A 24,737-nucleotide genomic window follows, 5' to 3' on the forward strand; every position below is an offset into this window, starting at 1 on the left:
GGGAGCATCAGCATGGCAACTCGACGTAACGGACAGGTTCCCCCGCAGCGCAACCCCGGCCCGCCGTCCGCGAAAGATCGCCAGGTCGGCGGATCGCACTACAAGGACATGGCCCTGGAGCCATGGGAGGCCATCGAGAAATGGATGACGCCCGAACAGGTGCGCGGCTACCACAAGGCCACGGCCATCGCATATCTCGCCCGCGAGGGCGCCAAGGGTGGTGACGAAGATATCGCCAAGGCTGCGCACCACTTGCAGCGCCTGGTCGAGATCAATGAGCAGCTGTCGTAAGGGGGGTGGCGCATGAAGCTCTATCTTGCAGGGCCGATGACCGGGCTGCCAGACCTGAATTTCCCTCGGTTCCATGAGGAGGCTGCCCGCCTGCGCGCACTTGGCCATGAAATCGTGAATCCGGCCGAACTCAACCCGACCGGCAGCGACTGGTTGGAGTGCATGCGCACCGATATCCGCGAACTGGTGATGTGCGACGGTGTGGCGCTCCTGTCGGGATGGAAAAAATCCCGTGGTGCCACGCTGGAGCACGACATCGGCATGCGCCTGGGCCTTCATGTCATCGAGGCGGCCGAGCTGGTCGATCCCGTATGAAGCTTGTCGCCGTCACGCTGCCGTTCCCGGACAAGCGCTTGAACCCAAACAACGCCAGCGGCATGCATTGGTCTGCCACGTCGGGTTTGCGTAAGAAGGCGCATCTGGAGGGGTTTGTCCTGGCTCGGCAGGAGGCGCGAGCAGTTGCATGGTCGCCGGTGAAGGGTGATGTGCCGCTTCGAATCACTTTCGAGCTTCCGGACCGCCGTCCGCGTGACCGCGACAATTTACTTGCCGCGATGAAGGCGGGGCTTGATGGAGTGGCCGAGGCGCTTGGCGTGGACGATAGCCAATTTGAGCCGGTGCTTTTGACGCGTCGCTACGGCCGCAAGCCTGGTGCCGTGCATATCGAAATTGGAGGGGCGTGCTCATGAAGAAGCGAAACAAGGCCTACAAGCCTGGGCGCATGGACGGCGACACCATCAAGTTGAAGATGCAGCCCTGGAAGGTGAAGGCAATCATGGACCCGCTGCTGGCGATCATCGATCAGCTGGAGCAGCACGGGACCATCGATGTGGCCAGTAATGGGGCGGCAGTCTTCAAGGATCAGGGCGACGGCCACTGGTATGACAGCGCGGTAGCCATTGCCGGCGTGGTCGAGGCATTCGAGATCCATGAGATTCGCATCGGCCAGGATCTGCGCCTGGATGGCCTGCGCAAGCTCGGCAAGGCGCTGGAATACGGCATGCCGATTGACTGCCACCAGACAGCCGCCGCACGCGAATCGCTCCAACACATCCGCGCCGCATCCCTCGAAATGACCGCTGGATACGCGCGCGACCTTATCAAGGATTTCCAGATCAAGGAAGGCCTGCTGGAAGCGGCCAAGGCCGCATAACAACCAAGGAGAGATAAATGCAAAACATTCAAGAGTCTGCGCCCATGACACTGATTCAGCCTGCTCCGGTGGTGCGGGATCAGGACGGCTACTGGTTCCATCCCGACGAGCCTGACTTCGATGAGGACTGGAAGGCGTACAAGGCGTGGATCGACGCGCAGCGCCTGGAACTGAGGATCGATGACCTGACGGGCTATCCGGACCATGCCGCGCATCATCGCTATTTCGAGGAGGGCGATGCCAACATCAGCGACTGGGTGAGCGAGCGCCCTGCCGGGGAAGGCTGGTTCACGTTGTCGATCCACATGACCGAGGACAGCGCTGTGTGGGTATGGGCGCGTCGTCGCCCGGAAGGTGGTGCTGTATGACAGTCGCCGATTTGATCGAGGAGCTGCAGAAGCTCCCGCAGCACTATTCGGTTCTTCTCGTCACGCCTTGCGCGAATGGGGAAGGTTTGCCGAATGGAGAAGACTATTGGGTCATTGATGGCGTTAGCAAAGAAAGCGGCCTCGGCGAATTGGGCTCAGTGATTCGGATTGATGGGGGTGACCTGTGAGCACTGCAACCTTGTTCGACAACGCAATCGCTGCCTTGGGCCTGAAGAACGACACGGCTCTGTCGCGCTGCCTGGGTATCGATCCTCCAGCTATCAGCAAGATGCGCCACGAGAAGATCGGCGTCAGTGCAGCTGCAATGGTGCGCCTCAGCGAGGCCACGGGCTGGCCCACGAAGGAAATCAAGGCTGTGATCGCGGAAGGCGGTGCGCAATGATCCCCGCCATCCCCACCGAAGACCGAACAAACATCATCAGCCAGCAGATCCCCGAGCAAGTGGCGCAGCAGCGCCAGGAGCTGGCCCAGGCCATGAACACCTTTCGCATCGAGGCTGTGCACCACTTCAGCAACGTCTTGCCGCCGCGCTTCAGCGTGATGGCGCGCGTCGTTCGCAATCGTGGCCCGCTGACCTGCTTGTCCTGCGGCGCCAAAACTGACGCGCTCGGCGAACTGCCGTGCGGCCACTGAGGGCGAACGATGAGCGCTGATGCTTTTGAGCTGTTCATGACGTTGGCCTTGCTGGGTTTGGGATTCGGCCTTCCCGTTGCGGTGCTGGTGTTCGGGCTGGTGACCAAATGAGGCTGTCCCGCTTCACGGCCTTGCAGCAGGGTTTGTCCGCTACCGCGCGGAAGGTCTTCGCTGTGGTCCCTATCGCAGAGCCCTGGACGTGCGCCCAGATCGTGGCCGAGATGCGCCGTCAAGGGGCTTCACTGGATGTACGGATCGTTGGCGGATGCATTGCGGCTTTGCTGAGCGCTGGCCTGGTGCTGGAGGGTAAGCCGGGGCATTACGTGCGCGTGAAGGTGAGCGAGGGCGGCGCCAAGACGGATGGCCGCGCCGCCCAGCAAGTTGTTGAATTGAAAAAGGAGAGCGAAGTGACACAAACGAATGCGCAGGCAAAGCAGCAGTCCGCGATTGCGAAGCTGGGAGCTCTCTCGGAGCGCGCTGTGGCCATCGGCATGATGCTTAAGACTCTGGGTGATGACATTGCCAAAGCGGCCATTGAGATCGATGACGACGCGGCAATACGCGAGGCCGAGTGGGGCAAGATTCGCCAGCTGCAAAAGCTGCTGAAGGAAATTGGCGGATGAAGCGGTGGGAGCGTGAGGTCGCCAACCAGCTTCGCCTGGATGCCGCGCTGGTGCGCCAAGGTAAGGAGCCAAGTAGGGCGGTGGATTCGAAATATTACGGGCGCCATGGCGATCCGGCTAATCACGTTGAGTTTGAATCAGAAATCCGGCGCCGCGAGGCAGCTAAAGCGAAAAAGCGAAAGGGGACCCGATGAATGAACGGATGAGCGACAAGGAACTGGATGCCTACTGCCAGGAATGGGTTTGGTGGTGCTACACGCGACGCTTTTACCTGCAGCCCGGCGCACAGAACATCTTGGCCCGCATGCAGCCGGCCAAGGTGAAGGAGCCGCCGAACGCGCGCAACAGTGCTGAGATGCAGTTCTTCAACGCCGCAGTACATGCAATGGCTGACATGAAAGAGCATGCCGAAACTTTCGCATGCTTCCGCCTGATGTACATCGAACAGACTGGTAACTTGAAGCGCGTGGCCGAGCAAAAGGGCATCAGCCGCCCGACGTATTACAACCGCGCGCGGGCCTTCGCGCGCCGCGCTGTGTCGTTGTCGCGCAGCTTCCAATCCGCGACTGCGCGCATGGCCGAAGCCGATTCTGTGCATGCGGACTGAGTGTAAAACGAAATCTTGTCAAAATAGTTGTGGCGAGCGTTTTACACTTTGCCATAAAATCGCACTCATTCAGATAGTCTGAAAAAGTGTCAGAAGATTTTCGAGGAAAGCCCCGATCCATCTGGACGGGGCTTTTTAATTTCTAATTGGAAATTAACTTGGCTGCAAGGCGTTAGTTTTTTGATGGGGCCTGTTAAATCCTAGTTGGCTTGGTGAAAAGGTGTGTTAGATTTATTGCAAATTTAACTACTATGTAACCACTGCCATGCAACCACTAGTCGCCTCGTCTAAGTCTCCTCATCGTAGGTATTACGACATTGATGTCCTGCGCTTTTTCGCTGCTGTGAGCGTGATGTTTTTGCATTACCTAGTGAGAGGATTTGCCGAAGGTGATAATTACTCTCCGGTGTTCTACGGTGATGCGGCCAACTTCGTGAAGTACAACTACCTCGCGGTGAACCTGTTCTTCATGATCTCGGGGTTTGTGATCCTGATGAGTGCGGAGAATGGCTCAGCTGTGGCGTTCCTTAAATCAAGGGTTACGCGGCTTTACCCAGCGTATTGGTTTTGCTGCACGGTCAGCTTTGTGTTGACCTATTTGTTTATCAACCAGATTTTTACTCTGACGCTCCCGCGCTATATTTTCAACCTCACGATGTTGAATGGATTCGTCGGTATCGGTTTTGTGGATGGAGTCTACTGGACGCTCATGGTAGAGCTAAAGTTTTACCTTCTGGTCCTGATCGTGCTGCTGCTGGGAAGGATCTCGAAAATTGAGTATTTCCTCGCGGGTTGGCTGCTGATATCGGTTGCCCAGGTTGTTTTGCATGTCGGATTTGTTGAGAGATACCTGATCACAAACTATTCGGCGTTTTTCATCGCCGGATGCCTGTTTTACCGGATTTCAAAATTGGGCTTCTCTTTGTCGAGAATGCTGATGCTGGCCGCCACGGTTCCTCTTGGCATTCATTTTGAGCTGGTTGACCTTGTGCGCCGGGCGGCGCATTATGGTCGGTTGGAATTCCACCCTGAGATGGTTTCGGTGATTTGCGTGGCGTTCTACGCAGTGTTTTTTGTTGTCATCCGTCGGCACTCCGCTTCGCCGACCTATGCGAAGATAGCGGGCAAACTTGGCGCAGTTTCGTATCCGCTATATTTGATACACCTAAACGTCGGCATGGTTGTTTTCAACTTATTCGGCCTAAAAATGGACAAGTGGTTGCTCTTGGGTCTCTTGAGTGTCGCCATGATCGTGTTTGCATACTTAATCAACAGGCTTGTGGAGAGACCTCTAGCTGCGACGATTAGGCGGCTGTTTTCCAAAAAACAAGCGCCTAAGACCGCATCTTTAGCCTAAAGTCTGTAGTCCCGTATTTCAAAGCCCCGCCAGGTTGACTACGCGGGGCTTTTTATTTCTACGGCCAACTTGGCCTATCTAGGAATGTCTCCTCCCTCCCGAGGGTTTGCCCACTTCCTTTGTTGGATGTGGGCTTTTTTATTTGCAGTTTGCCGATGGGTTTTCCCCTCTCGCCACTGCTGGGTTTGCTCACTTTTCCGGAGTTTCCATGTTGGATCAGATGACGACAACTTACGCGTATAACGCGGACGGCACAGTTGCGTCCATCACCAAGACGGATGGGCGCCTAACGTGGGTCAAGACGTTCAACTGGGTGAATGGGAATCTGGTTGGCTCGTCGAAGTGGGTGCAGCAATGATCGACGAAAGTGAGTTTTTGGAACTAGCTTCCGTTTTTGGTTTGACCAGGGGGCCAGTTTCAATTGCTGGGACGCTTGGCGCAGGAAATGTCTTGACTGCCTCGCTGCGCTCCGGCTACTCGGCTACCGGCCTCCAGTGGACTCGCAACGGCTCGGACATCTCGGGTCAAACCGCTAACACCTATACCCAGCTCACCACGGACCGAGGATCAGTTATCGGGTGCCGTGCCATCGGTCTGGCATATGCGGGCAGCGCGGGCACTGTGCCAGTGGTCGTCCCAAGTGCGCCTACCGGTGTCTCGGCGACCGCAGGTGATGGATCAGTGACCGGCGCGTTCACCGCACCGGCCGACAACGGCGGCAGCGCTATCACAAGCTATCAAATGTCTGTGTATCGCGCATCAGACAACGCTTTGCTCGGTACGGCAACAGGTTCCGCGAGCCCAGTGACGCTTTCTGGGGTGACCAATGGCGTAGCTGTGTACGTCAAGGTCGCAGCAATGAACGGCGCCGTGCCCAGTTATGGGCCGCAAAGCACTGCTTCCAATACTGTCACCCCTGCAATGGCATCGGGACTCAGCAGAGTGGTCAACGGCTATGCAGTGAATTCTTCGATCTAAAGGCGATATCCATGAACCAGCAGCTTTTCGTCAATGACTTGGCGGCCACCCTGAGCGGCGCGATCTCCAACAGCGCGACGTCCGCCACGCTTCTGCCGTCTGGCATCGGATCAAAATTCCCGACCTTGGCGAACGGCGACTATGTACTGATGACGCTGACACAGGCCGGGGCACCTGCCAATGAGACTTCCCGCGAGGTTGTCAAGGTCACTGCTGTTTCTGGCGATGTCATCACCTTTTCACGCGGCTACGAGGGCGCCGCGCAAGCATGGGCCGCGAACGACAAGTGCGAAGAGCGAATCACAGCTTCTTACCTGAACGCTACCAGTCTTCTGCGATCCAGTCGTATGGCGCAGGCCCTGGGCAGCATCAGCGGTGCCAACACGATTGACCTGCAGGGCGGCTCCAACATCTCGCTGACCGTTGCAGCTGCCCTGACGCTGGCATTCACCAATCTTCCGGCTTCCGGAAATGCAATTCGCGTGGTGTTGACCATCACCAACGGCGGTGCGTTCGCGATCACCTGGCCTGCAAACACCAGATGGATGGGCGCGGGTGTTGTGGGTTCTGCACCCACGCTGGTCTCGTCTGGCACCGAAAAAATCGCAATTGATATTACCAATTTTGGGGGCACCGTTTATTACGATGCCGCCTATCTTGGCCGCGTGGCATAAGGATCCGGCATGGCTACTATCACTGCATCATCTACAGGCGGGAACTGGAGCGATACCGCCGCGTGGACTGGTGGCGTTGTGCCTACTGCTGCGGATGATGTTGTGCTGAACGCAGCATCTGGCCCTATCACAATTACCACTCTGGCGTTCTGCCGTTCGCTGGACGCCAGTCTGTACGCCAATACGCTGACGCACCCTGCATCGATCACGCTGACAATTGGCGACGCTACGGCTGGCGCAAATAACAATGCGTTGCGGTTTGGTGCGAGCATGACGTACACGCTCGGCGATCCCGCGACTAGCGCTCTGTTGTTCCAAGGAACGGCATCGACCCAACAGACAATTGACTGGGGCGGAAAAACTGTCGGCAACGTGTCGCATAGCGGAGTGGGCGCAAGCTGGGCCTACATCAGCGCGTTGACTCAAAACGCCACCGCGTCGCACACGCACACTGTCGGCACGTTGAATTGGGCCGGGACAGCGGGGGCGACAGCGCTATCGCATACCGTTGGCACTCATACCTGCACAGGTAGCAGTGTTCGCACTGCAAACTACGGCAACGCGACAATTACGGCCATCCGCAGCACCACAGCAACGCATTTCAACATCACCGGAACGAACCTCACATTCAATGGTTCGTCCGCTACGTTCATCAGCAGCCCTAGCAGCACGGGCCGCGTAACGTATCAGGTAACATTGCCTACTGCGTCGAACCTGGGAACTCTGATCCTGAATGGCGAGGGCGAACGCGGCATGAACGGCACATGGTCTGTTGGCACGTTGACCAGAAATGGCACTGCGAACTACTACGACCAATTGAACCTGGACATCAATGGCGGCGTCCTGACAGTTACAAACGCGCTGAATATCATTGCCGCAAATGCGGATAGCCGAATCACCATTTGGCCATCCTCGACCGCCGTGAAATCGCGTCTGCGCGTGGCTGGTGCGACGTTGAATCTCCAGCACGTCGATATTCAGGATGTGGTGTTCGACAACGGCGGGAATAATCTGGACCTGAGCACTCAAACGCTTGTTGGTGATGCTGGCGGCAACTCGATGTATGGCGGTGGGGCGTTGACGTTTTTGGCGGCCACCACTCAATCGTGGGCAGGCGGCGTAGGGTCATGGAATGATTCGTCCAAATGGACGAGCCGCGTTCCTCTGGTGCATGACAATGTGGTTATCAACTCGACGTTTAGCGGCAGTCCGACTATTACCGCGAATCGTAAATGGCTATGCCGTAACATTACGGTCGGAGGGAGCGGCGCGTTTACGCTGACCAGCGCCATCTATGAAAACTACATCACCGGCAACATGTTCTGGCGATCCGGGGTGAGTTTCTCGAACAATGCAAGCTGCGTCTGGTGCGTTTCGCCCCGTACTAATGTGAATTGGACATTCAACGGTGTTTCAACCGTGTTGGGAACATGGAATTTCCAGATTGGCGATGGCGCATTGACGTTTGCCGACAGCGGGAATATCGGCGCAGTGCTGGCATATCGCACTGGTGAAATGAAAATTCCGTCTGGTGTTACGGTGGGCATCGACAGTATCACTAGCAACGCGAACCGCACTGACAAGCCAAGTATTTTCTCGCTGGCCGGTGTGCTGCAATTGCGTTCCGGGTCAGGTACATTGTTCAGTTCGCCAAGCGGGGGGCAATACACCAAGTTCAATGACTACGGTGGCCGCATCGAGATAACTTCTACAGCATCAGGGACGCGCACCGTTGCGATGAGTGGGATCGCATTTCCAGACGTGCAGATTGCGCCGAGCACGGGCACTGTAGCGTTCACTGGCGGCGGCTCGTTACCTCGCCTGCCGATCCCAAAAACGCCCGGATCAATCAACGTGACCTTTGCGGCCGGGACCGCGACCACGCTGACCAGCCCTGGCAATGACTTGATGTACAACGGCAGCAACGTCGTTTCAATCAAGTCAGCCACCGCTGGTAGCGCAGCAACTATCAGCAAAGCTGGCGGCCGAGTGCAGGCTGACTACGTGAGCTTGCAAGACATCGCGGCTACTGGCGGTGCAGTGTTCAGCGCAGGTGCGAATAGCACCCTGGTCTCCGGAAACTCAGGCTGGACGGGACCAGCGGCGGCGCAAGCATGGATTCCGCAAGCGGCATGAACTGACAGGGGGATATCACCATGGGCGCAATGCGATTTCATGTTCAGCTGTGCTTTTCATCATGGTTGACCTGGTATCTGCGCGCGGTGATCTTGTTTGCAGTTATCACCCGCAAGTATCCGGATGAAAAAAAGTTGGTGTATTGGATTCGCAAGGGCCTCAGTCAACGAGTTGTGGATACTGGTGCAGCTTGTAATTGAAGATACGATGCTGAAGCTTAATGTGAAAGCGGACCTTGACCGGCAGGCGCGTGAGATCGTGGGCAGCCTTCGTAAGCAGGTGGATTTTGCGAAGGCTCAAGCGTTGAACGCCCTAGCGCGAGAGGTCATGAAGGCCGAGCAAGACAATATCCGTTCGGTCTTCGAGCATCCCAAGCCTTTCACGCAGAATTCTCTTGGAATGAAGTCAGCAACCAAGGCGAACCCGGTAGCTGTGATCTTCATGAAAGACATCACTGCCAAGTATCTGGCGCCGTATGAGGGCGGCGGAGTGCACGTGCTGCCAAGCAAGGCGCTTCTGAACCCCAAAGACATCAAGCTTGACCAGTATGGTCAGCTGCCCAAGTCCACCTTAGCTCGCCTGAAAGCCAGGCCGGATATCTTCATTGGCCCGGTGACAACCAAGGCCGGTATCGTCAATGGGGTGTGGCAGCGGTCGGCGTCTCCGAACGCAAAGGTCAGGGGGCGCGGGGGACGCGCGTTGCGTGGTGCCAACAAGACAGGTCGTCTAAAGCTCCTGATTCGATTTGGTGATGCACTGCCTGTGCGAAAGCAGTTGCGCTTTGGGCTGACCGCCAAGCGGATCGTTGACGCCAAGCTAGCACCGGCCTTCGCGGAGGCCATGGTCCGAGCGGCAGCTACTGCGCGCTAAGCGAGAGGAGCTCCTTTGCCCTTCGAACGGGTCCTTCCGGGGATTTCCTTAAAGGGCGGGCATTGCGCATCGCGTTGTATCCCCAGCTATGAAATTTTGAAATTTGGGTAACAGGTAACAAATGGAACTGCTGAAGCAAGCGGGCTTCGCCACCCTTCACGGCGTCAGTCGAAAGACGGTGACCAAATGGAAGGAGCGCGGCTGGCTTGTGTTTCAGGACGATTTGGTTGATGTCGAGGCGTCCAATGCGCTGCTGAAAAAGTACCGTACGGACGTTCTAGAAACTGTTACCTCGACGGAGCAGGGTAACAAACAGGGTAACAAGTCGGGTAACAACCCAGGTAACAAACTGGCCGCGCCGGAAGGTAACAAACGGCAAGCGCTTCCTCCTCCCGAGCTAGCGTACGACGAGTCGGCCGAGCAAGCCGCAGAGCGCTATATCGATGCGCACGGCGCTCCTTGGGATCGAGAAGAGGCGCGGCGGATCAAGGAGAACTACCTCGCGCTCCTGAACCAACTGGAATATGAAGAGAAATCGGGAAAGCTGGTTGACCTGGCGGTGGCAGAGTCGGTGCTGTTCGACCAGGCGCGGGCCGCCCGCGATGCCTGGATGAACTGGCCGGCGCGGATGGGGCCGTTACTGGCGGCAGACTTCGGCCTGGAGGCTGACCGCGTAACCGAAGCCCTGACAGCCTATGTCCACAAGCACATTGCAGACCTTGGGGAGCCCAACGCAGACTTCCGGCCCGAAAGCTGACCGTCTGCGGCGCAGTTTCCGCCAAGGGTGGACGCCACCGCCGCGCATTAGCGTACCGGAATGGGCAGACCGGTATCGGCAGCTGGCGCCTGAAGCGGGAAGCACGTCGGGGGCCTGGCGCACCGATACCGTCGAGATCGCGCGCGGGCCTATGTTGGCGGTGACTGAGCCAGGCGTCCATATCATCACGGCGATGGTGAGCACGCAGCTGCTCAAGACAGCGCTGTTGGAAAACGTGTTCGGCTTCTTCGCGCACCTCGACCCGTGCCCGATGCTGCTGTTGCAGCCGAAAGAGGAGGCCGCCCAGCAGTTTGCGAAGGAGCGGATTGCCCCATACATCCGGGTAACGCCGGTTTTGCGAGCGTTGGTCGGTACCAGCAAGACACGTAACAAGGATGAAACGCTGCTGTACAAGGCGTTTCCTGGTGGGTTTCTCGCGCTGGCCGGTGCTGGTAGCCCCGATAACCTGGCGCGCCGCCCGATTCGCGTACTGTTGTCAGATGAGGTCGACAAATATCCGGTGACGCGTGAGGGCGATCCCATCGCCCTGGCAGAGGAGCGTACCGCTACCTTCGGGGTGAATTGGCTCTCCATTCGGGCGTGCTCTCCTACGATCGAGGATGAAAGCCGCATCGAGGCCAGCTATAAGGATTCCGACATGCGGCGGGCCTCGCTTGAGTGCCCGCATTGTGGTCACCGGATGTTTCCGGACTTCTTCAAGCATGTCCATTGGGATAAGCGCCTGGACGATGCCGGCAACGTTGTTGAGCACTTGCCCAAGACCGCCAGGATCTATTGCGAGTGCTGTGGCGTTCAGTGGTCCGAAGGCGACCGACTCAAGGCGCTGAAAACTGCTCGCTGGCATCAGACCAAACCTTTCGACTGCTGCGGCGCCCGTCATGTGCCGCTGATGGCTTATGACCAGCGCTGGAACGAGAAGGATGAAGGCAGCGTAGATGCGGTCTGGGATTGGTGGACAAGTGAGCGCCACGCAGTGTATCGGGCGAAATGCCCAGACTGCGGCGCAACTCCGGTTGATAACAGCCATGCCGGATTCCAGGCAAGCAAGCTGTACTCGCCCTGGCAGAAGGACAAGCCGGCAGACATTGCCGGCAAATGGCTAAAGGCGAAAGGCGACCCAGATCGGGAGCAGGCTTGGTGGAATACGCAGATGGGCCTGCCGCATCGGCCGCACTCTGGCAAAGAGCTTCAGCTGGAGGCCCTCGTTGCTCGTGGTGAGATCTGGCCGGCGGCTGTCCCTGATGGTGTGGGCGTCGTGACGGCAGGTGTTGACGTTCAAGATTACCGGGTCGAGGTAGAAACGGTCGGATGGGGACGTAACGAGGAAAGTTGGTCGATTGACACCCATGTGATTGACGGTGAGTTCTCGGATCCGAAAGTGCAGGAGCAGCTGGACGCGTACCTGGCACAGATTTGGCGGCGAGTTGATCGCCGAGGTTTCGAGGTAATGGCTGCTTGTATCGACTCGGGGGGCCACCATACCGAAGCTGTGTACCAGTTCTGCAAGGCCAGGCTGGGCCGGCGCATCTGGGCGGTCAAGGGCGAGTCTGCTCGCAATGGTGCCCGCAATCCGGTCTGGCCGACCAAGCGCCCCAGTTCACGGAACAAGTCAACCTTTCGGCCGGTGATCCTTGGTGTCAATGCTGCCAAGGACACCATCCGTAATCGGCTGCATCTGGAGAACGTTGGGCCTGGCTACATGCACTTCCCGCATGACAGAGATATCGGCTACTTCGCACAGCTCACCTCTGAGCGCTCCGTCGTAAAGGTGCAGTCCGGACAGAAATTCCGGGTGTGGGAGCTTCCCAATGGCAAGGCAAACGAGGCGCTGGATATGCGGGTGTATGCCTACGCGGCCCTTTGCGGCTTGATGCATATCGGTCTCAAGCTCAATAAGCGGGTTGACGCGCTGCTTGCGCCACCGCCGGCTGAAGAGGCGGCTCCGATGCCGGCAGAAGTGCCCCAGGCGGCTACCGCTAGTGTCGTTCAAGTGGCGCAGAGCACCAGAAAATCGCTAGCCGCAAGGCTCGCATAGGAGAAAGCATGTCCATCACTACCAAGGTCGGCGCCGTGACCTTTACTCACAACGCTGCAATGACGGGCGAAGTTGAGATCGAGCGCGCTGGATTGGCTGTCACGGTGCCCTTTGAGGCATTGACCAAGATCGTTTCCGACAAGGTTCGGCAGCAGATGATCGAGGGCATCGAGGAGTTGAAGCCGCATGAAATTCTGGCGCTGGCGGCCTCCAAAGCGTCTCGGAAGGCGTAGCAATGTCGAACTATGATCCTGCGACCAGCGACCTCGCTAACATCCCCATCGATACGCTGAGGCAATGGCAGATCGATGCGCTGCAGGCCATGCACGATCTGAGCACAGGCAAAAAGCGAGTGACCATTTCCTATAGCCAGGGCGATGGAACGCGATCAGTCACCTACCAGCAGGCCAACATGGATGACTTGCGGGCGTGGCTTGCGAAACTCAACGCTCAACTGGGCCTCGGCAGTCGCCGCCGGCCAATCTGGACAAACTTCTGATGACGACCATTCTTGACGCTTCGGGCCGACCGATCCAACGGGCCAGCCCGGCCCGCGCTCGCCCGTCTGCGTCGTTGAATGGCTCGGCGCCGAGCGTGTTTCCCTACGATGCGGCGAGTTGGCAGACGCAGGAGATGGGCGACTGGCTGCCGTGGATTCGCTCGCCCGACTCCGAGATCAACCAGTTCCGGGACAGGATGGTTGCGCGACAGCGCGACCTGGTGCGAAACGATGGGCTGGCCTCGGGCGGCATTACCCGCATCTTGGACAACACGGTCGGCGCATCGCTGAAGTTGTCGGCTATGCCGGATTACATGGCGCTTCAGACCCTGACCGGACTTCGGACGTTTGACGCGCAGTGGGCGGTCGAATTTCGTCGGGCAGCAGAAGCTCTGTGGCGGACCTATTCAGAGGATCTGGGGCGGTATGGCGACGTCAGCCGCCAAATGACGACATCGCAACAGCTCCGCCTTGCTATGCGGCACAAGCTGGTCGATGGCGATGCACTGATGATGGCGTACTGGCTGCCAGAGCGTATTGGCGTGGGCGCAGCGCGCTATGCCACTGCGTGGCAAGTGGTTGACCCGGATCGGCTGTCCAATCCCTATCAGATCATGGACACCAAGCACATGCGCGGTGGCGTGGAGATTGACGACTTCGGCGTGCCGGTGGCCTATCACATCCGAAAGGCCGAGCAAAACGACTGGTACAACGCCGTCGAGGCAAACACGTGGGAGCGCATTGAGCGGGAGGATCCGGATGGTTGGATCCGTGTGATACACGATTTTGAGCGAGACCGTGCCGGCCAGAACCGCGGCATCGGCGTTTTCACCTCGGTGATTGCCCGCTTCAAGATGCTGGCGCGCTACTACGGTGTCGAGCTGCAGGCCGCCACTATTGCTGCCACCTTCGGGACCTACGTCAAGAGTCCCTATGATCCGGCGCTTGTTCAAGACGCGCTGGATGGCGACTCCGAAGAACTGAGCAAGTATCAGCAGTTGCGTGTCGATTGGTCAAACGAGCGCCCGGCGATGCTCAACGGGGCACGTATTCCCACCCTGGCGCCAGGTGAATCGATCGAGCAGGTCGCGGCGGCGCACCCGCACAGCGGGTTTGGTGAGTTCGTGCGGGAAATGCAGCGAAGCTTCGCCGCGGCCAGCGGCATCTCGGCGGAGCAGATTTCCCAGGATTGGTCGCAAACCAACTACAGCTCCGCGCGCGCCGCCCTTCTTGAATCCTGGAAAACGCTCACGCGGCGCTCTGCGGAATTCAAGACCAATACAGCAACCCCGGTTTATGCCGGCGTTCTTCACGAAATGATGGATCGTGGGCATCTACCGTTGCCTGCTGGCGCTCCCAGCTTCTTGGAGGCGCGTACCGCCTATGCCAAGTGCGCGTGGCTTGGCGTGGCTCGCGGCTGGGTGGATCCAGTCAAGGAAAAGCAGGGCGCCATTCTGGGTATGGATGCAGGGCTCTCCACGCTGCAGCGCGAGTGTGCTGAGCAAGGTCTGGACTACGAGGAAGTCATTGCGCAGCGTGCCATTGAGGTGCAGATGTTCAAAGACAACGGCTTGCCGCCACCCAAGTGGTACAGCGATGACGCAAATTCGGCGTCCGAGCCCGAACAAGGAGATGAAGCGAAATGACGAACCTGCCATTCCTGGCGCAGCGATTATTCAATACGCCGCTGGCAATTACTCCTGGCAAAGCCGAAGTCGTAATGGCGGCACTGGCAGACCGCTTCGGCATCACCCGGCTTTTCCGAATGGACGGGCATGCTCTCGACCTGGCGGATGCTTCTGTTGCTGCGAGCGTGATCGCGAGTGACTCCTTCGGCGCGCCGCGCGATAGCGACCGCCGTGGGTATGAGGTGATCGAGGGCATTGCCGTCATCCCAATCCAGGGCACGCTGGTGCAGAAGCTTGGCACTCTTCGTCCGTATTCGGGTATGACCGGGTATGACGGGATCCGGGCCAACCTCAGTATGGCGCTGGAAGACACGGCGGTGCGGGGAATCGCGTTCGATATCGATAGTCCGGGCGGAGAGGTCGCGGGTTTGTTCGACCTGGTGGATGCGATGTACGCCTGCAGGGGCATCAAGCCCATGCACGCGATCTTGAGCGAGGCGGCCTATTCGGCTGGCTACGCTATCGCCAGCGCCTGCGACCACATCTCGGTGCCGCGTACTGGTGGTACCGGCAGTGTAGGCGTGATCTGCATGCACGTCGATTTTTCCAAGGCACTGACCGCTGCTGGCATTGCCGTGACCCTGATCCACTACGGCGATCGAAAGGCCGATGGGCATAGTGAAATCCCCCTGTCCAAGGAAGCCTTGCAGCGTTTTCAGGAGGACATCGACGCCATGGGCACGCTGTTCGTCGAAACCGTGGCGCGCAACCGTGGCATGAAGGCTTCCGCTGTTCGGGCAACCCAAGCGACCACGTTCCTCGGCGCCGCAGGCGTCGAAATTGGCTTTGCAGATGCTGTGATGGCACCTGATAAGGCATTCCAATCCCTGCTTTCCGAGCTGGGCCAGTAGTCATTTCATAAGGAAGAATGATGTCGAAACTCACCAAGCAAATGGCGAAAGTCTTGTCTTTCGCCCATCTCACCGGGGTTGCGGGAAAGCGCGCCGAGGACGATGACAAGGACCGTCGCGAGGAAGCGGAGGACGACGATCCGGACAAGAAGGAGCAGGATCGTGAGGACTATACCGGCAAAAAGAGCAAGCGTGCCGAGGACGACGACCAGGACAAAGACAAGGCTGAGGGCGATGATCCTGACGACGATGAGAAGGACAGCGCCAAGGCTGACGATCAGGATGCCGAGGATGACGATGAGGAAGAAGAGATGCGCGGCAAAAGTGCCGCTGCTTCGGCCCGTCGCCGTGAGCGTGCTCGTTGCGCAGCCATCTTCGGATCGAAAGCCGCCGGCCGCAATCCTGTCCTGGCCGCGAATCTCGCGTTCAACACCAGCATGACACGCAAGGAAGCCCTGGCGGTGCTGGAAAGTACTCCGGCAAGCATGGGTACTGCCGAGTTTGCAGGTGGCCGTGCAGCGCGCAATCCGGCCATCGGCTCCGGCGCTCCCTCTACCAATCGTGCCCAGCAAACGGCCAGCCGCTGGGATGCTGCATTCAAGAAGGCTTCTGGCCGTCGCTAATCAACTTATCCATTTCGAAAGGACTCCCTGATCATGGGTAACCCGACAGTAACGCCACTGCAGGAGCAGTGGCATGACGGTGGTTTCATCGTCAGCGAAGCAAACGGCCACATCTCGCGCGAGACCGTCACCTTGACCGGTGGAGTCAAGGTATTGGCCGGCACCGTGCTGGGCCAGCAGACCATCGGCAACACCGCCGCTGCCGCCGCGCTCGGTACCAATACGGGCAACGGTACCTTCGGCGCCATCTCCGTGGCAGCGCCCGCGCAAGCTGGAGACTATGCGGTGCAGTTCGTGGACGCGACGCACTTCGTGGTCGAAGATCCGCAAGGCGTCGAAGTGGGGCACGGGACGACCGGTGTTGCATTCTCCGGTGGCGGCCTGGGCTTCACGATCACGGCAGGTGGAACCGCCTTCGCGGCAGGTGATAGCTTCAAGGTCACGGTCGCAGCGGGCTCCAAGAAATACGCGCCTCTCAGCCTGACCGCTGCTGATGGTACGGGCGTCCCGGTAGCTGTGCTGTACGGCACCAAAGACGTCACCGCCGCGGACAAGCAGGCGCTGGTGATTTTCCGCCATGCCGAGCTGAATGGCTCCGAACTGATCTGGCCCGCCGGCGCAACGGCACCGCAGATCGCGGCCTTCATCGCACAGATGGCCCAATCCAAGGTCTTGCTGGTCCGCTAAGGCCCAATCTCTTCGCCATCCTCCAAGCCGCCTTGCGGGCGGCTTTTCTTATTCTGAAAGGACATTCGCCGTGAGCGACATTCTGAATATCTTCCAGCAAGACGCCTTCTCGGCGGTTGCCCTGACCGATGCAGTTCAGCGTAACCCGTACCAGCCTACCGGCCTGGGCGAACTGAACATTTTCGACCCCAATCCCATCCGTACCACCGCACTGGCAGTGGAAGAGCGCGAAGGCAAGCTGGCCCTGATTCCGTTCTCTGAGCGCGGTGCTGAGGGTACCCAACGCCAGACCGAGAAGCGCAAGATGCGCTACTTCGATGTGCCCCGTCTGATGCACGATGACACGCTGTACGCCACTGAGCTGCAGAACATCCGGGAGTTCGGCCAGGAATCTGTACTGATGCAGGTCGAGGCCGAAGTTGCGCGTCGATTGAGCGGCCCTACCGGCCTGCTGTCGAGCGTCGAGTACACCAAGGAATATCTGCGCCTGGCAGCAGTGCAGGGCATGGTGCTGGATCCGAAGGACGGCAGCGTCCTCTACAACTGGTTCGACGAGTTCGGTATCACCCAGTCTGCTGAAGTCGCCTTCAACCTGGCGGCTGGCACCGCAAATACCTTGCGCCCGATCTGCAACGGCATTACCCGCTCTATGGCACGTGCTGCCAAGGGCTCGTTCACGTCGACCACCCGCGTCTTCGCGCTGTGCGGTGACTCGTTCTACGACCTGTTCACCAACCACCCCGACGTGATCCGTACCTTCGTGAACTGGTCTGATGCGACTGCGCTGCGCGACAACAGCCAAGGTGCGGCCTTCGCGGCGTTCGACTTCGGTGGCATCACCTGGTTGAACTACCGCGGCTCCGACGACAACAGCACCATCAAAATCGCCGACGACAAGGTGAAGTTCTTCCCGGTGGGAGCCCCTGGCATCTTCCGCGAAGCCAATGCGCCTGGCGAAACCGTGGACTGGGTGAACACTCCCGGCAAACCGGTGTATGTGCTTCCGATCTTCGACACGCAGCGCCGTATGTGGTGGAAGATGGAGGCCTATGCTTATCCGCTGTTCATCTGCACCCGTCCGGAGGTGCTGCAGTCGGGCCGCGCCGGCACTTAAGCCGTGATCGACTTCGACGCAGAAGTCCTGGCGGCCTGCCAATCGGAATTTGGCCGCCAGGCGCTTTACGCGCCATCTGGTGGCGCTCCCATCCCGGTGAGTGGCATCTTCACGGATGGCTACAAGTCCCCAGTCATTGATGGCGATGGGAATCCCGCCTGGACCACGACAGCGCCTACCTTCTGTGTGCGCGCAAGTGACTTGCCGAGTTTTCCGGCCAAAAATGATCGGGTGACCATTGACGCGAAGCAGTATGTATTGATGGATGCTCGCCCAGATGGCGTCGGCTGGATTGTTCTTCCTCTGAAGGTGGCTGGATGACGACTTCTGCAGATCTTCGCCAGATTGCGGTGGATGCCCTGAAAGGGAAAACTGCGGCGGGGCAAAGCGTCTTTTCGCCTCGGGACGTGGCTACCTGGGACGGTGAGTATCCGATGCTCATTGTCACAGCACCCGAGGAAGAGGGCGAGTCTTCTGGTCGACACGGGGCGCCCCTGTTCACCGTTACCACCACGCTTCACGTGCATGCGAGGGTGCAGCGCCCTGCTGGCGACAACGATATTGGGGCGGTCCAGGTACAGGCGGACTTGGAGGTGATGCGTGAGCAGATCAAGGCGGCGCTGATCAATTACACCCCCCTGATGAGCTTGTTGCAGCATTACCCGTTTTTCAGATCGCAGATGCAGGTCGGCACTTTAGATGCTGACACCGCGATGCATTTTGGGACACTGCACCAGCAACTTGGTATGGAGTTCGTGCAAAGCGCGGACCAGTTCTACCAGGAACCGTCTATTCCGCTTGCAGGGATTGATACCCGTATTCCTCCAGCAACTCCAGATACGCCGCAGTTCGGCGCAGCTATCAATTTACCCCAGTGAGGCTTATATGCACATCAAACCGTCCCCCGGCCTGGTGGTTCGCGATCCCGTGACCATGGCGCAAATCCCATCTGAAGGCGTGGAGGTCGACGACTACGACCTTTACTGGGCTGCGCGCCTGCGCGATGGCGATGTCGTTCGTGTCGCGGCCGTTCAGGAGTCGCCGCTCGAATAAGCCGGCGACTTTTCAAAAATTCCCCAAGCCTCGCATCGCGGGGCTTTTTCATTTGGAGAAGAGCATGGGTGACATTTCGTTCCCGAACATTCCCAGTAACTTGCGGGCTGGCCTGTTTTTTGCTGACCTGGACCCAAGCCGTGCCAATTCGGGGGCGAGCACTCAGCGAGCGCTCGTTATCGGGCAGATCACGTCGGCAGGTCTGGGTGTGCCCAACGTGGCCACGATCTCGCAGGGCGTGGCCGATGCGAAGATCGTTGGCGGCCAGGGCTCGATGCTGGCGCAAATGATCGCGGCCTATCGCAATGCCGATTCGTTTGGCGAGGTCTGGCAATTGCCGCTTTCCGACGATGCCGCCGCCGTTGCTGCTGCCGGCTCGATCAGTTTCACTGCGCAAGCGACCGACACCGGCGTATTGTCGCTGTACATTGCAGGAAATCTCGTCAGCCTGGCGGTAACCTCCAGCCTCACTCCCTCTCAGCTGGCGACCAACCTGGTCGCGGCGATCACGGCGAAGCCCGATCTTCCCGTCTCGGCGGCAGTTGACGGGACCAGCGCCTTCAAGGTCAACCTGACCGCGAAAAACAAAGGTGCAGCAGCAGGCGATATCGATTTGCAGCTGAATTACCGCGGTAGCCTGGGCGGGGAGTCCACCCCGACGGGCCTCGGCGTCACGATTACGGCCATGAGTGGCGGCGCAACGAACCCGACCCTCACCACCGCACTGGCCAATCTGGGCGACCGGGAGTTCGATTTCATCGCCTTCCCCTACACCGACAGCGCGTCACTGGATGCAATCAAGTCGTTCCTGAGCACAAAGACAGGCCGCTGGTCGTGGCAAAAGATGATCTATGGGCACGCCTTCACGGCGTTCCGCGGCTCTCTGTCTCAAGCCACCACCCTCGGCGTGAGTCGTAATGACGAGCACGTGAGCATCCTGCCGTTCAACGGGTCCCCGTCTCCGGCGTTCATCTGGGCGGCCGACCTGGCGGCGACTGCGGCGGTATCTCTGCGCGCTGACTGCGCCCGCCCGCTGCAGACCCTGGCGATGTCGACCGTATTGGCGCCCCCGCTGGAGAAGCGCTTCACGATCAGCGATCGCAATGTGTTGCTGTGGGACGGCATGTCTACTTTCACCGTCGCCGACGACGGTACCGTGCAGTTGGACAGCATCGTGACCACCTACCAGAAGAACGCTGCAGGCGTGGCCGACGACAGCATGCTCTACGTGGAAGCGATGTTCAACATCGCCTACGTGCTGCGGCAGCTCCGGGCCGACGTCACTACCAAATTTGCACGGATGAAGCTAGTCAGCGACGCCACCCGGGTGACTTACGGCACCAACACCGTCAATCCGAAGACCATCAAGGCCGCCCAGATCGGTAAGTACAAGCAGCTGGAAGACAACGGATTTGCGCAAAACAGCGCTGCCTTCGCTCAGAACATCATCGTTCAACAAAACAGCCAGAACCCGAACCGGGTCGATGTGCTGTATCCGGCGGTCCTGATGAATCAGTTGCGCATTTTCGCGTTGCTGTTCCAGTTCACCTATCAGTAATCCAATGCGGCCGCGGAGAGCGGCCGCCTTCATGTACGGGAGCAATCCATGAACTTACTCGCGGGAACCTCGTCGGTTTCGGTCGATGGCGTCACCTATCAGCTGGAGGGTAGCCTCAAATACAGCGTTTCCAAGGTCAAACGCGAAACGCTGACGGGCCAGGATGGTGTGCACGGCTATAAGGAAACCCCCATTGCCGGTTATATGGCTTTCACCTTGCGCGACGCGGGTGGTTTGTCGGTATCCGACTTCAACAACATGCGCAATGCCCTGGTGGTGGCTCAGCTGGCCAATGGCAAGACGATCATCGGCAACAACATGTGGACCGTCGAACAGCAAGAAGTGGATACCACTGACGCCAAGTTCGATGTCCGTTTCGAGAGCAACAGCGTCACTGAGCAGACTGCGAGCTAAAAGATGGATATGACCGAAGAGAAGAGCCTGACCCTGAAAAAGCCCGTCAAGGTGGGAGAGCAAGTCATCGATCAGCTGACGTTGAAAGAACTTACATTGGCTGAAACCGGCAAGGTGAATAAGCAGGCCGACACGTTCGACAAGTTGGCCCTGATGATTTCGTTTTCTGCCGGTATCCCCCTTCTTGCGGCACAACAGCTATGCATGAGCGATGCCCAAGCGGCTGGCGATATCATCACGTCTTTTCTGCCGGACTCCCCCCAAACTGGCGACAGCTCGCCGCAGACCTGACGTTCTTCTTCAGGTGGGGACCATTTGACGTTTGGCAATTACACGTCAGTGAGTTCCAGTTCTGGCTGGAGGAGTCAAACCGCATAAAAAACATCATCCCAAATGGCCAATAATTTCCAGATCACCATCAGTGCGATCGATAAGACCACAGAGGTCGTTCGCAGGATCAACCAGCAGGTCGATCGCATGATGGCTCCTTTTGATCGTGTGGCAAAGTCCGCCAACAGCCTTGGCAATGAGATTGGCACCAATCGTCTGATCAAGGGGTTGAAAGGGGTGGCTCGCGGGGCGGAGGTGGCAGGGGAGAAGATTCGTAGCATCATTGCACCGCTGACTGCCATCATTGGTGTCGGTTCGATTGCTGGCATTACGGCGCTGGCCGCCGGCCTTGGGCGCACGCAGCTCGCCCTGCGCAACCAGGCGGTGTCGATCGGGATGTCTACTCAGGAACTGCAGGTGTGGCAGGGTGCGGCGAAGTTGGCCAGCCTCTCCGCAGAAGACATGAACGGAGCCCTGGCCGGTGTTGGGGAAAAGCTAGACAACGCTTTTCGCACGCCTGAGACCGTGCGTGACATGAATGCGATTGGGCTGGAAATGCATCGGCTCAAGAATGGCTCAATCGATACGGGGCGCGCCATCCTGGATATCGCTTCCGCCATGGAGCGCCAGGGCAATGTGGAAACCAAAAAGCGTATTGCCGAGGCATTCGGTGTTTCGTCTATCTTCCCTCTGCTTGTGCAAGGGCGCGCTGCGGTCGAAAAGTTCTTTTCTGACAGCTCGCGGATCACGAAGCCCTTTTCGGATCAGGAGATTGCTCGGGCTGCAGCGTATCAGCAGCAGGTATTGGGCTTGGAGCGGTCGTTCGATATATTGAAAAATTCCCTAGGCCTCGCAGTCCTGCCGGCGTTTGAAAGAGTAACCGGCGCAGTTGGTCGGCTCGTTGAGCGGTATGGTGACGTGATTGCGACCAAGGTTGCCGAATATGGCGAGCGAATCGCCAACTGGATTGACAAGACGGACTGGTCTCGGGTGGTAAAGGATGTGGGTGAACTCGTCGACAACCTGGGCGGCGTCAAGACCATTGCCATAGCCCTTGCGGCGGTTACCCTGGCGGGTCCTGTAGCTGCGCTCGCATCAATGGCGGCAAGCGCAGCCAAGATTTCGGCTTTGCTGTTACCTGTCCTGACCAACCCGCTTGTCGCGGGAGTTGCCGCTGCCTTGTTCAGTTCAGATTTGAATAAAGGGGAGGATTCAGAGCTTGCCAGGCGCAGGGCTGGAGCGACATCAGCAATGGCGCCCACTGGGTCGCCCCTTGCTACGCAAGCCTCTGTCGATCAGCGCAAGGCCTATCTGATCAGCAAGATGCGTGAGGATGGCTACAGCGATGCGCAGATTGCCGGAACAATCGGTAGTTTGATGCAAGAAAGTAATCTTGACCCAACTGCAGTCAATTCAAGCTCGGGGGCGGCTGGCATTTCGCAATGGCTGGGCCCCCGCAAGCAAGAATTCGAACGGCAGTATGGAAAGCGCGTGCAGGATTCTTCTTTTGAAGAGCAGGTTAATTACATGCTCTGGGAGCTTCGAAACACCGAAAAGCGATCCGGGAGCTTGTTACGGCGGGCGGATACGGCCGAAAAGGCAGCTCAAATTCACACGTGGGAATATGAGCGTCCTGGTGTGGCGGAAGCCAATGTAGAACGCCGACAGGCCAACGCGGTCGCAGTGCTGGCGGCAATGAGTGCTGGTCAGCCCACAATTGGCGCCACGGTCGGGGCGGCTCCAGCGGTCGCTGCTAGTACGCCAGATAGAGCACCTCCTTCTGTTGGTTCGCCTGCGGCGGCTGGCCAGTCTGTGGTAACGGTGCGGTTTGAAAACGCCCCCAAGGGTATGTCAGTGAGTGTGAGGAATGAAGGATCGGTGCGCGCTGCCGTAGCCGATCCTGGGCAAGGAGGGCACTTATGAGCACTTTTAGCGTAGGTACGGTAGCTGGAAGTATTGGTGGCGCCGCTTCTGCGGCGAACCAACTGGCCGACACTGCGCTTGGTCTTTTCGGTGACTCTGATGGTTCTTGGCTCAAGTCGCTGAAGCAGGCTAGCTACGGCGGCCTCCCGTTCGGTGTTATATCTTCTTCAGCCGGCGTTGGCCGGCGAGTTGTAGTCCATGAGTATCCGGAGCGCGATGAGGTATGGGTCGAGGATCTCGGGAAGCGTGCGCGTCGATTTGGTGTGATCGGTTTTCTTTTGCAAAACGATTTGGTCTACAAAGGCGGCGCAGTCATTCAGCAGCGAGATCGACTCGTCGATATCCTTGAGAAACGCTTTGACCAGACCAATCCGGGGTTGCAGCTCGTCCATCCGACAATGGGTACGCTCAACAATGTCTGCTGCATCAATTGCGATATCCAAGAGCACACAGAGCACGGCGGGTATTTTGAAATCCGCTTTGACTTTATCGTTTCGGGGGCGCGTAAGTATCCCGTTTCGGCCACTTCTACCGAAGGCCAGGTAGCTTCCGCAGCGGATGCTGTCAAGTCGGCATCGCTGATTGACTACCTGGCTAATATTGCGGCGGCAGTAAAGAAAGGAGCTGCCGTCGTGAAGCAAGCTATCAGCACGGCTGTCGGGTGGTACACCCAGGCGTTGGGGCTTGTGAACGATGTGCGCCGAGTCTTCAAGTCCGTTTCGACGCTGGCGGGTAACTTGGGGAATCTGTTTGGCGGTGCGAACAATGGGTATAGCGGGTCGAATGCCAAAGCGGCAAATGGTGTGACGGCTGCGCAGTTGCTTGCCAAGGACACGGCCAAGCGGGCGGCCGTAATTCAGGCTGGAGCCGTTCTAGCGGGCGCAGCAGCATCACCTGCCGACGGGGCCGCTCTGTCGGCTGCTGCAAGTGCATTGGCGCAAGCCCTGCTGGCGACCGCCAGCGACCCTGCTGATGGGGTTCGGCTACTTTCCCAACTGTCTCAGTACCAGCCATCCGCGCCTACAACTTCATCTCAGACTGGGCAGGCGATGGCCAGCATGCAATCAGCAGTAGGTGCGCTCATGCGGCGCACGGCGCTTGCAGAGTTGGCTAGTGCCACCAGCAGCTATCAGCCCGCTTCATCCGAGGATGCAATCGCAGTCCGGAATCAAGTATCAAGCCTCATTGAAAACGAGATCCAGATTGCCGGCGACTCTGGCGACGATGAAACCTACGTGGCGTTGATCGGCCTGAGAGCGGCCGTGATTGACGATCTCAATACCCGCGGTGCGCAGCTTGCTTCGGTGACTGAGTTCTCTTTCAGTACACCCATGAACGCGTTGGCGCTGGCACAACGCCTCTATCGCGATCCAAGTAGGGCCAGTGAGCTGATCTCCCAGGCAGCGCCTATTCATCCCGCTTTCATGCCACAGGAGTTCCGGGCCTTATCGGAGTAAAGCATAAAGGCGAAAG

General features: G+C 58.5%; 32 protein-coding genes. All 32 read left to right on the forward strand.

Annotated elements, in window-relative coordinates; genetic code table 11:
• Positions 1–12 precede the first annotated feature (12 nt).
• The 32 genes from AACH55_RS09640 to AACH55_RS09795 all read left to right on the forward strand — a co-directional run bounded on the left by AACH55_RS09640 (position 13) and on the right by AACH55_RS09795 (position 24,721).
• A complete protein-coding gene (locus AACH55_RS09640) occupies positions 13–291 on the forward strand; it encodes a DUF3310 domain-containing protein (RefSeq protein ID WP_338719188.1) in 279 nt (92 codons plus the stop codon).
• Positions 292–303: 12 nt separating this feature from the next.
• On the forward strand, positions 304–606 hold the full coding sequence (locus tag AACH55_RS09645) for a DUF4406 domain-containing protein (protein ID WP_338719189.1): 303 nt from the start codon (positions 304–306) through the stop codon (positions 604–606).
• The gene (locus tag AACH55_RS09650) at positions 603–980 is read left to right on the forward strand and encodes a hypothetical protein (RefSeq protein WP_338719190.1); all 378 of its coding nucleotides are present in this window, start codon (positions 603–605) and stop codon (positions 978–980) included. The genes AACH55_RS09645 and AACH55_RS09650 overlap by 4 nt, the downstream gene beginning before the upstream one ends.
• Positions 977–1,444 (forward strand): hypothetical protein, encoded by a 468-nt coding sequence (locus tag AACH55_RS09655; protein ID WP_338719191.1) that lies wholly within the window; start codon positions 977–979, stop codon positions 1,442–1,444. The genes AACH55_RS09650 and AACH55_RS09655 overlap by 4 nt, the downstream gene beginning before the upstream one ends.
• Before the next feature lie 17 nt (positions 1,445–1,461).
• Positions 1,462–1,812: a hypothetical protein gene (locus AACH55_RS09660; RefSeq protein ID WP_338719192.1), complete on the forward strand. Its 351-nt coding sequence runs from the start codon at positions 1,462–1,464 to the stop codon at positions 1,810–1,812.
• Positions 1,809–2,000, forward strand: coding sequence for a hypothetical protein (locus AACH55_RS09665; RefSeq protein WP_338719193.1), 192 nt, complete (start codon positions 1,809–1,811; stop codon positions 1,998–2,000). Before AACH55_RS09660 ends, AACH55_RS09665 begins: the two co-directional genes overlap by 4 nt.
• An 11-nt stretch (positions 2,001–2,011) precedes the next feature.
• Positions 2,012–2,215 carry a hypothetical protein gene (locus AACH55_RS09670; RefSeq protein WP_338719194.1) on the forward strand — a complete coding sequence of 68 codons (204 nt, stop codon included), beginning with the start codon at positions 2,012–2,014 and terminating at the stop codon, positions 2,213–2,215.
• The gene (locus AACH55_RS09675) at positions 2,212–2,466 is read left to right on the forward strand and encodes a hypothetical protein (protein WP_338719195.1); all 255 of its coding nucleotides are present in this window, start codon (positions 2,212–2,214) and stop codon (positions 2,464–2,466) included. The genes AACH55_RS09670 and AACH55_RS09675 overlap by 4 nt, the downstream gene beginning before the upstream one ends.
• A 107-nt stretch (positions 2,467–2,573) precedes the next feature.
• Entirely contained in the window at positions 2,574–3,089 is a 516-nt protein-coding gene (locus AACH55_RS09680; protein ID WP_338719196.1) for a hypothetical protein, read from the forward strand.
• Between the two features lie 202 nt (positions 3,090–3,291).
• Entirely contained in the window at positions 3,292–3,696 is a 405-nt protein-coding gene (locus tag AACH55_RS09685; protein ID WP_338719197.1) for a hypothetical protein, read from the forward strand.
• Between the two features lie 265 nt (positions 3,697–3,961).
• Entirely contained in the window at positions 3,962–5,053 is a 1,092-nt protein-coding gene (locus tag AACH55_RS09690; RefSeq protein ID WP_338719198.1) for an acyltransferase, read from the forward strand.
• A gap of 291 nt (positions 5,054–5,344) precedes the next feature.
• Entirely contained in the window at positions 5,345–6,031 is a 687-nt protein-coding gene (locus AACH55_RS09695; RefSeq protein ID WP_338719199.1) for a fibronectin type III domain-containing protein, read from the forward strand.
• An 11-nt stretch (positions 6,032–6,042) separates the two neighbouring features.
• Positions 6,043–6,705: a hypothetical protein gene (locus AACH55_RS09700; protein WP_338719200.1), complete on the forward strand. Its 663-nt coding sequence runs from the start codon at positions 6,043–6,045 to the stop codon at positions 6,703–6,705.
• Between the two features lie 9 nt (positions 6,706–6,714).
• Positions 6,715–8,841: a hypothetical protein gene (locus AACH55_RS09705; RefSeq protein WP_338719201.1), complete on the forward strand. Its 2,127-nt coding sequence runs from the start codon at positions 6,715–6,717 to the stop codon at positions 8,839–8,841.
• Between the two features lie 207 nt (positions 8,842–9,048).
• Complete coding sequence (locus AACH55_RS09710) at positions 9,049–9,711, forward strand: hypothetical protein (protein WP_338719202.1); 663 nt, start codon at positions 9,049–9,051, stop codon at positions 9,709–9,711.
• A gap of 121 nt (positions 9,712–9,832) precedes the next feature.
• Positions 9,833–10,468, forward strand: a complete 636-nt coding sequence (locus tag AACH55_RS09715; protein WP_338719203.1) for a hypothetical protein — start codon at positions 9,833–9,835, stop codon at positions 10,466–10,468.
• A complete protein-coding gene (locus AACH55_RS09720; RefSeq protein ID WP_338719204.1) occupies positions 10,407–12,524 on the forward strand; it encodes a terminase gpA endonuclease subunit in 2,118 nt (705 codons plus the stop codon). The genes AACH55_RS09715 and AACH55_RS09720 overlap by 62 nt, the downstream gene beginning before the upstream one ends.
• Before the next feature lie 8 nt (positions 12,525–12,532).
• On the forward strand, positions 12,533–12,757 hold the full coding sequence (locus AACH55_RS09725) for a hypothetical protein (RefSeq protein ID WP_039788568.1): 225 nt from the start codon (positions 12,533–12,535) through the stop codon (positions 12,755–12,757).
• Between the two features lie 2 nt (positions 12,758–12,759).
• Positions 12,760–13,023, forward strand: a complete 264-nt coding sequence (gpW, locus tag AACH55_RS09730; RefSeq protein ID WP_338719205.1) for a gpW family head-tail joining protein — start codon at positions 12,760–12,762, stop codon at positions 13,021–13,023.
• Positions 13,023–14,669, forward strand: coding sequence for a phage portal protein (locus AACH55_RS09735; protein ID WP_338719206.1), 1,647 nt, complete (start codon positions 13,023–13,025; stop codon positions 14,667–14,669). Before gpW ends, AACH55_RS09735 begins: the two co-directional genes overlap by 1 nt.
• Positions 14,666–15,562 carry a S49 family peptidase gene (locus tag AACH55_RS09740; RefSeq protein ID WP_338719207.1) on the forward strand — a complete coding sequence of 299 codons (897 nt, stop codon included), beginning with the start codon at positions 14,666–14,668 and terminating at the stop codon, positions 15,560–15,562. Before AACH55_RS09735 ends, AACH55_RS09740 begins: the two co-directional genes overlap by 4 nt.
• A 20-nt stretch (positions 15,563–15,582) precedes the next feature.
• Positions 15,583–16,185 carry a hypothetical protein gene (locus AACH55_RS09745; RefSeq protein WP_338719208.1) on the forward strand — a complete coding sequence of 201 codons (603 nt, stop codon included), beginning with the start codon at positions 15,583–15,585 and terminating at the stop codon, positions 16,183–16,185.
• A 33-nt stretch (positions 16,186–16,218) separates the two neighbouring features.
• A complete protein-coding gene (locus AACH55_RS09750) occupies positions 16,219–16,872 on the forward strand; it encodes a head decoration protein (RefSeq protein ID WP_338719209.1) in 654 nt (217 codons plus the stop codon).
• Between the two features lie 70 nt (positions 16,873–16,942).
• The gene (locus tag AACH55_RS09755) at positions 16,943–17,986 is read left to right on the forward strand and encodes a major capsid protein (protein WP_338719210.1); all 1,044 of its coding nucleotides are present in this window, start codon (positions 16,943–16,945) and stop codon (positions 17,984–17,986) included.
• Between the two features lie 3 nt (positions 17,987–17,989).
• Positions 17,990–18,307, forward strand: coding sequence for a hypothetical protein (locus AACH55_RS09760; RefSeq protein WP_338719211.1), 318 nt, complete (start codon positions 17,990–17,992; stop codon positions 18,305–18,307).
• Positions 18,304–18,864: a hypothetical protein gene (locus AACH55_RS09765; protein ID WP_338719212.1), complete on the forward strand. Its 561-nt coding sequence runs from the start codon at positions 18,304–18,306 to the stop codon at positions 18,862–18,864. Before AACH55_RS09760 ends, AACH55_RS09765 begins: the two co-directional genes overlap by 4 nt.
• 7 nt (positions 18,865–18,871) lie before the next feature.
• The gene (locus tag AACH55_RS09770) at positions 18,872–19,039 is read left to right on the forward strand and encodes a DUF2635 domain-containing protein (protein ID WP_338719213.1); all 168 of its coding nucleotides are present in this window, start codon (positions 18,872–18,874) and stop codon (positions 19,037–19,039) included.
• 64 nt (positions 19,040–19,103) lie between these two features.
• The gene (locus AACH55_RS09775) at positions 19,104–20,597 is read left to right on the forward strand and encodes a phage tail sheath subtilisin-like domain-containing protein (protein ID WP_338719214.1); all 1,494 of its coding nucleotides are present in this window, start codon (positions 19,104–19,106) and stop codon (positions 20,595–20,597) included.
• 48 nt (positions 20,598–20,645) lie between these two features.
• Complete coding sequence (locus AACH55_RS09780; RefSeq protein WP_338719215.1) at positions 20,646–21,011, forward strand: phage tail tube protein; 366 nt, start codon at positions 20,646–20,648, stop codon at positions 21,009–21,011.
• A gap of 9 nt (positions 21,012–21,020) precedes the next feature.
• Positions 21,021–21,302 (forward strand): phage tail assembly protein, encoded by a 282-nt coding sequence (locus AACH55_RS09785; RefSeq protein WP_338719216.1) that lies wholly within the window; start codon positions 21,021–21,023, stop codon positions 21,300–21,302.
• A 102-nt stretch (positions 21,303–21,404) separates the two neighbouring features.
• Complete coding sequence (locus tag AACH55_RS09790) at positions 21,405–23,264, forward strand: phage tail tip lysozyme (protein WP_338719217.1); 1,860 nt, start codon at positions 21,405–21,407, stop codon at positions 23,262–23,264.
• Positions 23,261–24,721 (forward strand): DNA circularization N-terminal domain-containing protein, encoded by a 1,461-nt coding sequence (locus AACH55_RS09795; RefSeq protein WP_338719218.1) that lies wholly within the window; start codon positions 23,261–23,263, stop codon positions 24,719–24,721. The genes AACH55_RS09790 and AACH55_RS09795 overlap by 4 nt, the downstream gene beginning before the upstream one ends.
• Positions 24,722–24,737: the final 16 nt, after the last annotated feature.

It is taken from the genome of Herbaspirillum sp. DW155 (assembly GCF_037076565.1).
In the GTDB taxonomy this organism is placed as follows: Bacteria; Pseudomonadota; Gammaproteobacteria; order Burkholderiales; family Burkholderiaceae_D; genus Herbaspirillum.

Bases quoted from the DNA above. Each gene is read 5' to 3' on its own strand.
- AACH55_RS09640 (WP_338719188.1), top strand. From the start codon at position 13: ATGGCAACTCGACGTAACGGACAGGTTCCCCCGCAGCGCAACCCCGGC.
- AACH55_RS09645 (WP_338719189.1), top strand. From the start codon at position 304: ATGAAGCTCTATCTTGCAGGGCCGATGACCGGGCTGCCAGACCTGAAT.
- AACH55_RS09650 (WP_338719190.1), top strand. From the start codon at position 603: ATGAAGCTTGTCGCCGTCACGCTGCCGTTCCCGGACAAGCGCTTGAAC.
- AACH55_RS09655 (WP_338719191.1), top strand. From the start codon at position 977: ATGAAGAAGCGAAACAAGGCCTACAAGCCTGGGCGCATGGACGGCGAC.
- AACH55_RS09660 (WP_338719192.1), top strand. From the start codon at position 1,462: ATGCAAAACATTCAAGAGTCTGCGCCCATGACACTGATTCAGCCTGCT.
- AACH55_RS09665 (WP_338719193.1), top strand. From the start codon at position 1,809: ATGACAGTCGCCGATTTGATCGAGGAGCTGCAGAAGCTCCCGCAGCAC.
- AACH55_RS09675 (WP_338719195.1), top strand. From the start codon at position 2,212: ATGATCCCCGCCATCCCCACCGAAGACCGAACAAACATCATCAGCCAG.
- AACH55_RS09680 (WP_338719196.1), top strand. From the start codon at position 2,574: ATGAGGCTGTCCCGCTTCACGGCCTTGCAGCAGGGTTTGTCCGCTACC.
- AACH55_RS09685 (WP_338719197.1), top strand. From the start codon at position 3,292: ATGAGCGACAAGGAACTGGATGCCTACTGCCAGGAATGGGTTTGGTGG.
- AACH55_RS09690 (WP_338719198.1), top strand. From the start codon at position 3,962: ATGCAACCACTAGTCGCCTCGTCTAAGTCTCCTCATCGTAGGTATTAC.
- AACH55_RS09700 (WP_338719200.1), top strand. From the start codon at position 6,043: ATGAACCAGCAGCTTTTCGTCAATGACTTGGCGGCCACCCTGAGCGGC.
- AACH55_RS09705 (WP_338719201.1), top strand. From the start codon at position 6,715: ATGGCTACTATCACTGCATCATCTACAGGCGGGAACTGGAGCGATACC.
- AACH55_RS09710 (WP_338719202.1), top strand. From the start codon at position 9,049: ATGCTGAAGCTTAATGTGAAAGCGGACCTTGACCGGCAGGCGCGTGAG.
- AACH55_RS09715 (WP_338719203.1), top strand. From the start codon at position 9,833: ATGGAACTGCTGAAGCAAGCGGGCTTCGCCACCCTTCACGGCGTCAGT.
- AACH55_RS09720 (WP_338719204.1), top strand. From the start codon at position 10,407: ATGTCCACAAGCACATTGCAGACCTTGGGGAGCCCAACGCAGACTTCC.
- AACH55_RS09725 (WP_039788568.1), top strand. From the start codon at position 12,533: ATGTCCATCACTACCAAGGTCGGCGCCGTGACCTTTACTCACAACGCT.
- gpW (WP_338719205.1), top strand. From the start codon at position 12,760: ATGTCGAACTATGATCCTGCGACCAGCGACCTCGCTAACATCCCCATC.
- AACH55_RS09735 (WP_338719206.1), top strand. From the start codon at position 13,023: ATGACGACCATTCTTGACGCTTCGGGCCGACCGATCCAACGGGCCAGC.
- AACH55_RS09740 (WP_338719207.1), top strand. From the start codon at position 14,666: ATGACGAACCTGCCATTCCTGGCGCAGCGATTATTCAATACGCCGCTG.
- AACH55_RS09745 (WP_338719208.1), top strand. From the start codon at position 15,583: ATGTCGAAACTCACCAAGCAAATGGCGAAAGTCTTGTCTTTCGCCCAT.
- AACH55_RS09750 (WP_338719209.1), top strand. From the start codon at position 16,219: ATGGGTAACCCGACAGTAACGCCACTGCAGGAGCAGTGGCATGACGGT.
- AACH55_RS09765 (WP_338719212.1), top strand. From the start codon at position 18,304: ATGACGACTTCTGCAGATCTTCGCCAGATTGCGGTGGATGCCCTGAAA.
- AACH55_RS09770 (WP_338719213.1), top strand. From the start codon at position 18,872: ATGCACATCAAACCGTCCCCCGGCCTGGTGGTTCGCGATCCCGTGACC.
- AACH55_RS09775 (WP_338719214.1), top strand. From the start codon at position 19,104: ATGGGTGACATTTCGTTCCCGAACATTCCCAGTAACTTGCGGGCTGGC.
- AACH55_RS09780 (WP_338719215.1), top strand. From the start codon at position 20,646: ATGAACTTACTCGCGGGAACCTCGTCGGTTTCGGTCGATGGCGTCACC.
- AACH55_RS09785 (WP_338719216.1), top strand. From the start codon at position 21,021: ATGACCGAAGAGAAGAGCCTGACCCTGAAAAAGCCCGTCAAGGTGGGA.
- AACH55_RS09790 (WP_338719217.1), top strand. From the start codon at position 21,405: ATGGCCAATAATTTCCAGATCACCATCAGTGCGATCGATAAGACCACA.
- AACH55_RS09795 (WP_338719218.1), top strand. From the start codon at position 23,261: ATGAGCACTTTTAGCGTAGGTACGGTAGCTGGAAGTATTGGTGGCGCC.